The organism is Tepidamorphus sp. 3E244, from assembly GCF_046159835.1.
Classification (GTDB): Bacteria; Pseudomonadota; Alphaproteobacteria; order Rhizobiales; family Tepidamorphaceae; genus JACKJK01.
In genome coordinates, this window is sequence record NZ_JBJXCY010000002.1 from 200,680 (window position 1) to 213,357 (window position 12,678).

Annotated in this window: 9 protein-coding genes; 4 read left to right on the forward strand and 5 right to left on the reverse strand. The window is 65.7% G+C overall.

Translation table 11 applies throughout. From position 1 onward, the window contains the following. Positions 1-117 precede the first annotated feature (117 nt). Entirely contained in the window at positions 118-1,290 is a 1,173-nt protein-coding gene (locus ACKTEK_RS09790) for a hypothetical protein (RefSeq protein WP_409165104.1), read from the forward strand. Positions 1,291-1,300: 10 nt separating this feature from the next. Here the strand turns inward: ACKTEK_RS09790 and ACKTEK_RS09795 are convergent, their stop codons facing one another. Beyond that, complete coding sequence (locus ACKTEK_RS09795) at positions 1,301-1,732, reverse strand: universal stress protein (protein ID WP_409165105.1); 432 nt, start codon at positions 1,730-1,732, stop codon at positions 1,301-1,303. Between the two features lie 146 nt (positions 1,733-1,878). Here ACKTEK_RS09795 and ACKTEK_RS09800 point away from each other — a divergent pair, with 146 nt between their 5' ends. Further along, on the forward strand, positions 1,879-3,267 hold the full coding sequence (locus tag ACKTEK_RS09800) for a glutamine synthetase family protein (protein ID WP_409165106.1): 1,389 nt from the start codon (positions 1,879-1,881) through the stop codon (positions 3,265-3,267). A 93-nt stretch (positions 3,268-3,360) separates the two neighbouring features. Continuing rightward, positions 3,361-3,855 (forward strand): hypothetical protein, encoded by a 495-nt coding sequence (locus tag ACKTEK_RS09805; protein ID WP_409165107.1) that lies wholly within the window; start codon positions 3,361-3,363, stop codon positions 3,853-3,855. 17 nt (positions 3,856-3,872) lie between these two features. Here ACKTEK_RS09805 and ACKTEK_RS09810 read toward each other — a convergent pair whose 3' ends face one another. The 3 genes from ACKTEK_RS09810 to ACKTEK_RS09820 all read right to left on the reverse strand — a co-directional run bounded on the left by ACKTEK_RS09810 (position 3,873) and on the right by ACKTEK_RS09820 (position 5,170). Beyond that, positions 3,873-4,193: a 2Fe-2S iron-sulfur cluster-binding protein gene (locus ACKTEK_RS09810; protein ID WP_409165108.1), complete on the reverse strand. Its 321-nt coding sequence runs from the start codon at positions 4,191-4,193 to the stop codon at positions 3,873-3,875. Positions 4,194-4,340: 147 nt separating this feature from the next. Beyond that, positions 4,341-4,757 (reverse strand): Hpt domain-containing protein, encoded by a 417-nt coding sequence (locus tag ACKTEK_RS09815; RefSeq protein WP_409165109.1) that lies wholly within the window; start codon positions 4,755-4,757, stop codon positions 4,341-4,343. A 116-nt stretch (positions 4,758-4,873) separates the two neighbouring features. Then, positions 4,874-5,170 carry a hypothetical protein gene (locus ACKTEK_RS09820; RefSeq protein WP_409165110.1) on the reverse strand — a complete coding sequence of 99 codons (297 nt, stop codon included), beginning with the start codon at positions 5,168-5,170 and terminating at the stop codon, positions 4,874-4,876. Positions 5,171-5,504: 334 nt separating this feature from the next. On the opposite strand from ACKTEK_RS09820, the gene ACKTEK_RS09825 reads away from it, so the two are divergent. Further along, positions 5,505-11,705, forward strand: a complete 6,201-nt coding sequence (locus tag ACKTEK_RS09825; RefSeq protein WP_409165111.1) for a hypothetical protein — start codon at positions 5,505-5,507, stop codon at positions 11,703-11,705. Positions 11,706-12,087: 382 nt separating this feature from the next. Here the strand turns inward: ACKTEK_RS09825 and ACKTEK_RS09830 are convergent, their stop codons facing one another. Continuing rightward, a complete protein-coding gene (locus tag ACKTEK_RS09830) occupies positions 12,088-12,675 on the reverse strand; it encodes an ABC-type transport auxiliary lipoprotein family protein (protein ID WP_409165112.1) in 588 nt (195 codons plus the stop codon). Positions 12,676-12,678: the final 3 nt, after the last annotated feature.

The window sequence follows — 12,678 nt, forward strand, 5'->3', positions numbered from 1 at the left end:
GAATTTTGCTTGTTGGCCGCTCAGGTTGTATGAGCAGTTTCCTTCTGGAAAAGGCCGGAAACGGACCGAACGGGCACGTTGCCCGCAGGCGAAGCGTTTCGGTACGGGAGTTGTGTGATGGCTGACGAGGCCGATCAGAAGAAGCCGGCGCGTGTCAGCAAGCGCAAGAAGCCAACGGCACCAAAGCCGCGAAAGGCTGCCAATCCGGCGCAGGCAAAGCCCCCTGCGACGCCGAGCGAGGACGATCTCATACTGGAGGACCGCGAGCGGCTGCGCCAGCTAGCCGAGCAACGGGCGAAGTCGTCCGGCGGCAAGCGCGCGCCCCGCAAGGCGAAATCCGGTACTGGCGAAACGCCCGCAGCAACGGGTGAAGCCGGGGCAAAGGCTCGCAAGCCTGCCGCCCGCACCAGGGCCAAGGCGGATGGCGACGGGAAGCCCGCCAAGGCACCGCCGCGCAAGCGCGCCGCGACCACCAGACAGACAGCCGCCGGCGACGCCGTTGCCAACGAAGCCGCCGAAGCCGGCCCGGAGCGCGCAAGCCCGACGCCGCGCACCTTCAAGCAGCCCGCCGGCGTGTTCGCTGGTGGTGGACGCCCGGCCCGCAAGGCTGGTCCCTGGCGCCGTTTCGTAGGCGTCCTGCACGACAAGATCTTCGACAAGCGCGGCGACAATCCAGAGCGCGTCACGACCGCCGAGCGCTCGCCCGACCGGTCCTACGACCCCGGCGACCGGCCCACGCCGCGACGGCTCATCAACTGGGCCCTGGATGCCTTGCCCGACGACCCACGTCACTACACCTTCGTGGACCTCGGGGCCGGACGCGGTCGGGTCGCCCTGGAAGCATCACGCCGCCCGTTCGAGAAGATCATCGGCGTTGAGCGCGATACCGATCGCTACGAAGACGCCATGCTGAACCTGCGCCACTGGCCACGCTCCATCATGGCCTGCCGCGATGTCGAGTTCATCAAGGCCGATTTCGCGCGCTGGAAATTTCCGCAGACCGATCTGGTCCTGTTCATGTTCGCAAGCTTCACCGAGCGCGCCATGCTGGACCTGATCGCGCGCTTCAATCGCCACGCCGAGGCCGGCCACCAGCTCTTCGTGATCTTCGTGGAGCCTTCGGGCACGCTGCGGCTGCGCCAGAGCCCTTACTTTCGCAGGCTCCAGTATCCGGCGCCCCTGCGCCGCAAGATCGACTGGGCAAGCCCCTGCGACCTGGAAATCTACGAAAGCGTCCAGCCGGAGAATGAGGTGATCTGGGCCGGCAAGCGCCGCCGTCGCCGCCGCTAATTGCGCGGATTCAGTCTTCGCCGCGCAGCACCATCACCGAGCAGGGTGCGTGGCGCACGATGCGCGCTGCGTTCGAGCCCAGCAGATAGGTCGCCATGGCAGGCCGGTGCGACCCCATGATGATGAGGTCGGCATTGCAGGCTTCCGCCTCCTCGATGATCTCGTGGTAGACGGATCCTTCACGAACGCTCACCTCGCAACTGCCTTCACCGAGTGAGAGCGTGGAGGCGAGCTGGTTCAGCTTCACCGAGGTTTCGTCCAGCATCTTGTTGTGGGTATCCAGCGGCACGTAGTCGGCCACGACGCTCGGCAGCACGGGCAGGACCGAGACCAGCCGCACCTTGCTTGCGAACTGGCGCGAAAAGTTTGCAGCCGTGTCGAGTGCATCGCGGAAATGATCCGGGTCCGACAGGTCGACGGGTACGAGAATTCGCTTGAACATGTTTCCTCTCCACTATCAGCGGGCCGTGCGGCCATGCTTGCCCGCGCAGACCCGGCATGGTCAACCTAAGCCCGGTAGCGTGACCGGCGATTGACACGCCGCAATCCGCCCGCTCCGAACGGCCCGACATCATGACAGGACGCCCCATGCCAGCCGACAGCAAATTCCCGGAAGTCAGCCCCGTCGTCACCTCGACGGAAGACATCATTCACTGGCTGCGCGAACGCGTCATCGACGAGATCGAGTGTCTCGTCCCGGACATGAACGGCATGATGCGCGGCAAGATCGTCCCTCGCGAGGACTTCATTTCCGCGCTGACCAGCGGCGGGCTGCGCCTGCCGGAGACGATCCTGTTGCAGGCGGTTTCCGGTGACACCGTCAACGACACGAAGGTCGGTGCGGAAACCGACCGCGACATTGTGGCCGTGCCTGACGTTTCCACCGTGCGCATCGTGCCCTGGTACGAGGAACCCACCGCACAGGTCATCTGCGACTGCGTCAATTCCGACGATTCCATCGTCGACTACGCGCCGCGCTCGGTGCTGCGGCACGTGATTTCTCTTTATGAGCAGCGCGGCCTGCGCCCGGTCGTTGCGCCGGAACTGGAATTCTACCTCGTCGAGAGAAGCGTCGATCCCGATACGCCGCTGACGGTTCCCGTGGGGCTTTCGGGCCGCAAGGAATCCGGCCGGCAGGCCTATGGCATCGAGGCGGCCAACGAGTTCGACCACGTGGTCGAGGACATCTACGCCTATTGCGAGGCTTCGCGCATCGATATCGGCACCATGGCCCACGAAGCCGGCCCAGCCCAGATCGAGATGAACTTCAAGCACGGCGACCCGATGGAGCTTGCCGACCAGGTCTTCCTGTTCAAGCGCGCCGTGCGAAAGGCAGCGATTGCCCACGACATGTACGCAACCTTCATGGCCCAGCCCCACCAGGGTGAACCGGGGTCGGCCATGCACATCCACCAGTCCGTGCTGGGGCGCGACGGGGTCAACATCTTCTCCAATGAAGACGGTTCGGACGCACCGCCGCTGGCGCACTTCATCGCGGGCTTACAGCGCTACGTGCCGGTGGCGATGGGGCTGGTCTGCCCGAACGTGAATGCTTTCCGCCGCATCCGCATGGAATCCGACGCCCCCATCAACGTGCACTGGGGCCGCGACAACCGCACCTGCGGCCTGCGCGTGCCGGATTCCAATGCCGCCGCGCGACGCGTCGAGAACCGCGTCGCGGGAGCCGATGCCAACCCGTACCTCGCGATTGCGGCAACGCTTGCCTGCGGCCTCGTCGGCCTTGAGGAGCAGCACCAACCCGAACCGGAAGTCACCATCGACGCCCACACGCTCGGCGTCACCCTGCCCGCGCACATTCAGGACGCGCTGCTTTCGCTGAGCGGCTGCGACCCGCTGCGCAAGGTCTTCGGCTCGCGCTTCATCGACGCCTTCATCGAGGTGAAGACGCTGGAATGGCAACTTTACAACCGCGTCATCTCGAGTTGGGAACGCGAGTACCTGCTGCTCAACGTCTGAGACACTTTCCAATCTTGACGATGCGGCAATAGACTTGGCCCTTGCCGAAACCTGGCTCGCTCCTGAAGCCAGCCCGGCACGGGAGGAACGACCATGAACGCAAGACACCTCGTCCGACTTTGCGCCGCCGCCGCGTTAGCTGGCAGCTTTTCATCCCTCGCAGCCGCCGAGACGGCCTACAACGCATCCGGCACCGGCACCGCCATCGACAGGTCGGTCGTCAGGCAGATCGGCGACAATCATCTCGCCATTATGCACATGGCCGAATATTCCGAGTTCAAGCCCGACACCGCCGACAACCCGATGGCGGGTCTCAACGGCGACTGCTTCGGCTTTATCGAGGTGCTCGGCATGTCCACCCAAGGAAACGGCTTTTGCCAGTGGACCGACATCGCCGGAAACGGCGTGACCGTCCGCTGGGAAGTGGACTCGCTCAACCAGGACGGGTCGACCAACGGCAACTGGCGGTTCGTCGCCGGAACGGGTCCATGGGAAGGGGTCAGCGGAGGCGGCACCTATACCGTGTCGATGGGCGAAGGACAGACGCGCACCAACAAGATCACCGGCGCCTACGTCCTGCCCGACTGAGACAGCCTGGACGCCGCTCAGGCCTGCCGCTCGGGCACCTTGACGACGAGGCCGTCGACCGCGTCCGAAATCTTGATCTGGCAGGAAAGCCGGGAGTTGGGCTGAACCTCGTAGGCGAAGTCCAGCATGTCCTCTTCCATGGCGGACGGCTGGCCGACGACGTCGGTCCATGCGTCGTCCACGTAGACATGACAGGTGGCGCAGGCAAGCGCGCCGCCGCACTCGGCCTCGATACCGGGCACCATGTGCTTGATGGCCGTTTCCATGACGGTGGAGCCGTTGTCGGCTTCCACTTCGTGCCGCGTGCCAGACGGCTCGATATACGTGATCTTGGCCATGCAGATAGTCTCACCTGAACGCAAATGACCGGGCTGCGAAGGCGAGCCCGTATGTCCCCGCAGGCGAAATAACGCGTGGAATGCGCGGATTCAACTCTACCGACCTCTCAAGAGGCCGGAAGGGGAGTGAAAATCCTTCCCGGAGGCCTACTGACTGACTTGGCTCAGGTAGCTGCGAACGCAGGCATTCGCCGCCGAAACCCGTTCCAGCAGGTCCTGCGCGGCGCGCCGGTGTGCCTCGTCGTGGACCTGCCCGCCGAGCGCTTCGGCCGCTTCTGCGGCGCGTGCCAGCGGAAAGGCCCCGATGCCCTTGGCCGAACCCTTTATCGTGTGCACGGCGCGCGACCAGTCGCGCTGGCTTTCCGCCGCCTGCAGGCGCAACAGGTAAACCTGGCTCTGCACCACAAACAGGCTGAGGATCTCGCGTTCCAGTGCGACATCGCCGAGCGTCTGCCGTGCCAGGTGCACGAGATCAATCTCGCGGTCATCTGTCTTGGTTTCGACTGCCGCCGCGCCCCCGCTCGCCGGCATCTCCAATTCGTACTTCAGTGCTGCTTGAGCCATATGCCCCCCCATTCTTCGAGCAGGGCCACCATGACCCAACGGAATGGCCAACGGCGTTAATCGGAGCGGAAAATGCCGGGTTAACGCCCGACTTGGTCAACCAAACCTTGACGCGCTCATGGTCGGGCCGGTTTGCCGGCGAGCATCTGCCGGCCTGCGGGCGTCAGCTTGCAGACCTCCCAGTCCGGCTTGATCGGGTTGGCGACCCACGGCTCGGCCCAGCCATGATCGATGCAGGCGCGAATCGTTTTCGCGTTGATGCGCTGCCCCTGCGAATCGAACAGCGGCAGCTTCCCGCCGGGCTGAGAAAGCCCGGTTTTCAGCCACGCCAGCTGTGCATCGGTCGCCTTCGCTGTTGCAGAACTGCCGCGCCCGCCGCTGGAAATTCCGCTGTCGGCTTGATCGGACGCCATTTCGCCTCCTGTGGCACAGTTTGGGCACAATTGCGGGCTTGCTCGTCGTTAACGATAAATTAACAGAACAGGCCTTGCCGCTTCTCTAGGGGCGACTTTCTCACTACACTGACCACGCGGCAAGATTGTGCGGGACGGGTGCGGCATCTCCCCGCCAAATGGGCCAGAGGCGCAGATTCGGTTTACCAACGGCAGCGGGTAAAGGTGCAAACCCGGTTCCGATTGGGTATGTGCGATCCCAAAGGCCTGCGTCAGACCGGCCGCAAGTTGCCGGCGAACCCGCGTTCTGGGGCTCGCCGATACGAGTAAAGAGTACGGATACGAGGCGATCCAAATGGCGAACCAACGCAAGACTTCCGATGCAAGCGCGGCGGCAGTCGACAAGGCGGTAGAGCTGGACGACGAGACCAACGGCAGCGAGTCCGGGAACGGCTCCGCCAAGGCGGGCACGTCCACGAAAGGCTCACGCCGCGGGGCAAAGGCGGGCGACGACGAGTTCGCGCTCGACGACTTTGCCCGTTCGCTGTCGGATGGCGACGACGCGCCGATGTCCGGCATCGCGGCCGCCAACGATGATCGCCCGAGCCTCGAGACGCTGCTCTATCGCCTGCAGCGCCGCCCCTCCACCGCCCCGTTTATGGTCGCCGGCCTGCTCGGCGCCGTCTGGGCGTTCATCGGCATCGTGATCGGCCTTGGCCTCTACGGGCCGAGCCTGTTCGAGGTCACCAATCCGAGCGTCGTGCGCGACCAGCCGGGCATGATCGCCGTCTACGCGGCCATTGCCGTGCCGGTGTTCTTCTTCTTTGCCGTCGGCCTCATGGTCTGGCGCGCGCAGGACATGAAGCTTGCCGGTCGCACGCTGGCCGAAGTTGCGCTCCGTCTCGCCGAGCCGGAATCCACCGCAATCGAATCGGTCTCCACCATAGGTCAGGCCATCCGCCGCGAAGTGAACGCGATGGGTGATGGGGTTGATCGCGCGCTGGCGCGTGCCAACGAACTCGAATCGACCGTCCACAACGAGGTCACCGAACTCGAGACCGCCTACACCGAGAACGAGCGCCGCATGCGCAACCTTCTCGACCAGTTGCGCTCCGAGCGTGAAGCCATCATCGGCAATGCTGACCTGCTGCGCGATGCGCTGCTTGGCGCCCACACGGACCTCTCCGAACAGATCCGCACCGTGTCCGTAACGCTTGCCGGCTCGGTCAACGAGGCCGGCGACGGCGTCACCCGCCGCCTCGAGGCCAAGGCTGCCGAAGTGACCGAGACCATGGCCGCCACCGGCGACCAGCTCATCACCTCCTTTGACGAACGCTCCGAAAGCTACATCCAGCGCATCAGCGAAGGCCGCAACCAGGTCGCCGACGCGCTGTCGAACAACGCCGAGGAACTCGTCGCATCGCTCACCGAGCACTCCGAGACCTACCTCGCCCGCCTCACCGAGCGTCACCGCGAGATCGGCGAGACGCTGGCCGCCAATTCCGACCAGCTCATCGGCACCCTCAACGAGCAGAGCGAAACCTACATCGCGCGCATCACCGAGGGTCGCGAGCAGATCGGCGAGGCGCTGGCCGCCAATGCCGACGAACTCGTCAAGACGCTGGCCGACCAGAGCGAGAACTACATCACCCGCATCAACGAGGGCCGCGACGAGATCGCCACCGCCATGACGGCGACCGGCGAGCACCTCATCGTGACGCTTGCCGAGCAGAGCGAGAGCTACATCGGGCGCATTTCCGAGGGCCGCAACCAGGTGGCCGACGCGCTTGCCTCCACCGGCGATGCAATCCTCGCCGAAATGGTCTCGCAGGCCGGCCGCGTCGACGAGCAGCTCGTCGAGCGTGCTCGCGAGATGGTGCAGACCCTCAACGAGCAGACCGACCGCATCGGCGACGATTTTTCCGCCGTCGGCATGTCCATTGCCGAGCAGATCGCCACCGCCGGCAACGAGATCGCCCTGCGCCTCGACAGCGCCGGCGAAGCCATGCACCAGTCCGTGGTGGTTGGCGGCAACGACCTCGTGGAGCGTCTCACGCAGGCCTCCGAAGGCCTGTCCAACGAAGCCGCCGTGCGCGCTGCCGACTATGTCGAGCAGCTCGGCATCATTTCCGCGGAAGTCTCGCGCGCCATCACCTCGCGCGGCGAAGCCATCAACACCGCCCTCAGCGAAACCGGCCAGCGCTCGGTTGACGCCATCGTATCGCGCGGCGCGGTCGTCAACGACATGCTGAGCGGCACGCTCAACATGACCCACGACCTGCTCAACGTGCGCGGCGAGGAACTGGCCGAGCGCCTGAACTCGCACTCGGTCGATATCGGCGAAGCGATGCGTGCCCAGACCGACCTGCTCGACCAGTCGATGCAGACGCACAACCACGCCATTTCCGAAACGCTGCAGGTCAACACCAGCCTGCTGGAGCAGACGCTGAACTCGCGCGCCGACGAGATGGTCGCCGCGATCCAGAACACCAGCTCCGCAGTGAGCGATTCGCTGACCATCCGCTCCGACGAGGTCATCTCCACCATGGTGGAGCGCACCGATGCCATCACCGGCCAGATGCGCGAACAGGCCTCTGCCCTCATCCAGTCGGTCGACGACAATTCCGACGGTCTTGCCAAGCAGATCAACGACAGCGCCATCGCCCTCATCAACGCGATGCAGCAGCGCGCCACCGAGGTGGACAACACCCTGCACACGCGCACCAACGCCATCGAGAAGACGCTGGTGGAGCGCACCGAGGCCTTCACCAACTCGGTGTCGGAACGCGCGCTCGTCATCGACCAGGCTCTCGACATGCGCCTGTCGGAAATCCGCACCATCCTCGAGGAACAGGGCGGCGAGCTCGACTCCGCGCTGGAAAACCGCGTCACCCGCCTGACCGAGACGCTGGCCTCCGGTGTTGCCGGCGTGGAAACCACGCTCGGCGTGCGCGGCGACAAGCTGATCAGCGACCTGCAGGCGCGCAACTCCGACCTGGAGAACACGTTCACCAAGTCGTCCGAGATCCTGACGACGGGCGTCGACACCCAGCTTGGCCACCTCACCGAGGCTGTCACCAAGGCAGGCGAGATGCTGATGTCGGGCATCGACCAGCACCAGAAGCTGCTGGAAGAGACCGCAGAGCGCACCAATGACGCGCTGATCTCCGGCATCGACACGCACCGCGAGACGCTGGAAGACGTGGTTGGCCGCGCCACTGGCGCCATCAGCCAGGCCATCGAGCTCAAGGGCGGCGAAGCCGCGCAGGCCATTGCGCGTGAAGGCCTCGACGTTACTCGCAAGCTGTCGGAAACCGGCGAAGTCGCGGTGCAGGCCATCGAGGCACACACCACGCGCATGGTCGACGAGGTCACCTCCACCAGCAACGAGCTGTCGACCAAGGTCGAGTCCATCTTCGAGCGCCTGAGCCAGTCGAACACCGTGCTGCGCGAAGTCCTCTCCGGTGCCAGCCACAACCTCGCCGACATCGAGACGAACCTCACCGAGCAGGTCGGCCAGTTCCGCACCGCGCTCGATTCCGCCATGCAGATCGGCGAGGAATCCAACCGCCGCATCGAGTCGCAGGTGTCGCTGCTGGAGACGACCACCTCCAAGATGCTCACCGACCTCTCCGATCTCGGCGTGCACTTCGACACCCAGCGCGCCTCGCTCGACAAAACGATTATGCAGCTGGCCGACGCCGACTCGCAGATCGACATCAACATCGACGAGCGTCGCGAGAAGCTGGAAGCCCTTGCCGCCAACGTCGCCCAGACCTCCAAGGACGTCGACGCCATCATGTCGACCTACAAGGGCCTGGTGGAAGACGCGCTGGAAGCCGCCGAATCCCGTGCCCGCGAGATCGGCGACACCATGGGCAAGACGACCGCCGAGACCGCCCAGCAGGCTCTCGACAACATCGACCAGGTCCGCCTGCGCGCCGAGGCTGCGGCCCAGTCCGTCGACGACAAGACCCGCGCTGCCGGCGAATCCGTTGTTGCCCAGCTGCTGCGCTTCGAGGAATCGGCTGGCGAGATTTCCGGCCGCTTCACCGGCAACACGCAGGAAACGACCGAGACCCTGCTGCGCCAGCTTGCGCAGATGGAAGGCTCCGCCGGCGAGATCACCGAGCGCTTTGCGAACATGGCGAAGACCGCGGGCGACACCCTGCGTGGCCAGCTTGTCGCGCTGCAGGATGCCGCCGGTGGCACGACCGGCAAGATCGAGGAAATCGCCAAGCTCACCACCGACCGCGTGTTCGGCGAGATGACGGCCATGGAAGAAGCAGCCGGCACGGTTGCCGAGCGCGTCTCCGATGCCGCAAAGAAGGCAACCGCCACGCTGGTTGCCGAGTTCGCGGAAATGGACACCACCGCCGGTGGTCTTGGCGAACGCATCGCCGAGATCGCCAAGCAGACCGGCCGCAGCGTTGCCGCCGAGATGGCGGCCATGGAAGGCACAACCGACGCGCTGGCCGCCCGCATCGCCGAAGTCGCCCAGCAGACCGGCCAGGCCGTCGCCGGCGAGCTGGTCTCGATGGACAATGCCGCTGCGTCCATGTCCGACCGTCTGGCAGAAGTGGCCCGCCGGACCGGCGAGAACATCGCGTCTGAACTCTCCACCATCGAGAGCGGCGCGGGGTCCATTTCGGACCGCCTCGCCGAGGTCGCCCGCACCACTGCCGAGAACATCGCGCAGGAACTGGCCTCGATGGAAGGCGCTGCCGACACCGTCGCTGCCCGCCTGCACGACGTCGCCCGCCAGACCGGCGAGAGCGTCGCCACCGAGTTGGTGAACATGGAAAGCGCCGCCGACAGCACCTCGTCGCGCATCACCGGAATCACCCGCGACACCGGCGGCGCCGTCGTTTCCGAACTTGGCTCCATGGAGAGCCACGCCGAGACGCTTTCGAGCCGCATTTCCGAGGTCGCCAAGCAGACCGGCCACAACCTCGCTGCCGAAATCGCCGCCATGGAAGGCACCGCCTCCATGATCGCCGAGCGCATCGCCGATGCGGTCCGCGAGGCACGCCAGTCTTTGGCCGGCGAGATGGAGATCATCGAGCGGACCGCAGGCTCGACCTCCGACACGGTTCATGCCCGTGCCCGCGAAGCGGTCAACCGCGTCGCAGCCGAGATCACCGCGATGGAAGATGCTGCGTCCCAGCTGTCCGCCCGGATCGGCGAAAGCGCGCGCGAAGCAACCGACCGCGTGTCGGCTGAAGTCCTCGCCATGGAACAGGCCGCAGCCGCCGTTGCCGATTCGGTCGGCGACCGCGCCCGCATGGCCAGCGACCGCCTGCTTGGCGAGATCACCTCGCTGCAGGACACCGCAGCCTCCGTTGCAGACCTCGTCGGCGACCGTGCCAAATCCGCCAACGACAAGCTCCTCGCGGAGATTGCCGCCCTGCGCGACACGGCAGAGGAAGTCTCCCGCAGCGTCGGCGAGCGAGCCACCGGTTCCGTCCAGCAGGCCCAGCGCGAGATCGAGATCCTGCGCCAGGCGAGCGAGGAAGTTGCCGAGACGATCAGCGAGCGCACCATTGCGTCGGCTGACTCGGTTGTTGCCCAGCTCGACCGCGTCCGCACCTCGGCTGAAGGCATCCGCGAGGTTCTCGGCCAGGCGACCGACGGTTCCGCCGCCGCCGTTCAGGCCTACCTGCGTGACCTCGTGGAAACGGTCGACCGCGAAACCAACCGCGCGACCTCGGTCGTCCGCTCCAACTACGACACCGCCAGCCGCGAGGTTGCCGACCTCATCGCCGCCGCCACCGAGCGCCTTTCGGAATCGGGCGACAGCATGCGCAAGGCTGCCCGCGAGATGATCGAGGAACTGGAATCGACCCGCAGCGAATTGCAGCGTGGCGCGATGGACCTCCCGCGCGAGGTGCAGGACAACTCCGACGCCATGCGCCGGGCCGTGTCCGACCAGGTGAAGGCGCTCAACGAACTGTCCGACATCGTCACCCGTCACGGTGGCCGCAGCCTCGACGTGGCGACACCGCCGCAGCGCTCTGCCTCCGCAGCCCGCCCGGCGCCGCGTGCGCCGGAGCGCGAGCCGCAGCAGGCAGCCCCTGCCCCGCGCCCGGCCCGCGACGAGCAGCCGGTGATCGTTGCCGCACCACGCGACCGTGGCTCGGCCTCCGAGACCATGGGCCGCCTGCACCGCGAGCAGCGCGCCGAGCCGACCCCGATGCCGCGCAATCCCGCGCACATCCTGGAGACGCTCAACGCGACCGCCGTCGACATCGTGCGCGCGCTCAACGACGGCTCCTACGCCGAACTGTACGAGCGTTATCGCCGTGGCGACCGCGACATCTTCGTGCGCCGTCTCTACGCCCGCCGCGACAACGGCATCCTCGAAGAGCTGCGCCGCAAGTACCGCGCCGACAACGAGCTTCGCTCTGCCGTCGACCGCTACATGGACGAGTTCGAGGGCCTGCTGGGCGAGATCGCCGAACAGGACAACGATGGCACCATGCGCCAGATGTACCTGACCTCCGAGCCGAGCAAGGTCTTTGCCATGCTCGCGGAAGTCACGGGCCGCACGGCCTGAGGCACAAGCTTTCGGCGGCTCTGCCGCCAGGCGTCAGACAGGTTCGACAACGGCCCGCCAGAGGCCGCGCCGAACCGACAGGACCCACAAGACCACAAGAGGCCCGCTTCATCCGAGGCGGGCCTTTCGCTTGTCTGCAGTCGGTCAATCCGGAGTGGGCAAGGCAGCGGCCACGGCGCGTCGTAGGGCAATTGAATGTCTGCCACAAACGCCCAGACCTGCGCCCTTCGCACTCTCCTCCGGCCATGCCGCGTAGGCTTGCCGACACGCTCGACCGTCAGTGCCCAGGCTGGCGCAATGGGATATGCAGGCGCGTGTCAGCGCAGCTTTCGCCGAACGCGGAGCGTCACTATCGGACGTAAGGAGAAAGTCGCAGCGCGCGTCAGATCTTCGAGAGCGTCCAGCGTACAAGCTGGTCGATGGCCGCCTGCGACGCGGAATCGAGCGCATCCACCATCTCGTCGTTGCTGGTGCCGTAGATCGAGGCCTGTCCACCGATCTGGCGCGTGGCAAGGACCCGGCCGTTGCGATCGTTCATCAGCTTCACGCCGATGGCCACGACGGCGAGGCCGGTCGCGGTATCGACCTCGAAGTTGCGGATATCGAGGACCAGCTGGTAGTTGATCAGCAACCCCTCGCCCGGACGCCCGACGGCGCGCACGCGGCCGGTATTCTCGAACGACTGGACGATACGCGTTTGCAGCAGCTTCGGCAGCTTGTCCGTCCACTGCGCGCCCTTGAGATAGGTGACGACGCTGGGCTCGGGACGCAGCAGGATGCGCTCGCTGTCGAGGACGCTGACGGACGTCGGATTAGCAATGAGGATCTGTGCGCGGGTCGAACCGACCTTGCCGGAAAATTCGGTCGGCGCGGTCAGGTCATAGGTTTCCGGCGGGGGACCTTGCACGACGGAGCAGCCGGCAAGCAGCCAGCAAGCAGCAACCAGGCCGATGCTCCTGTATTTACGCATGTC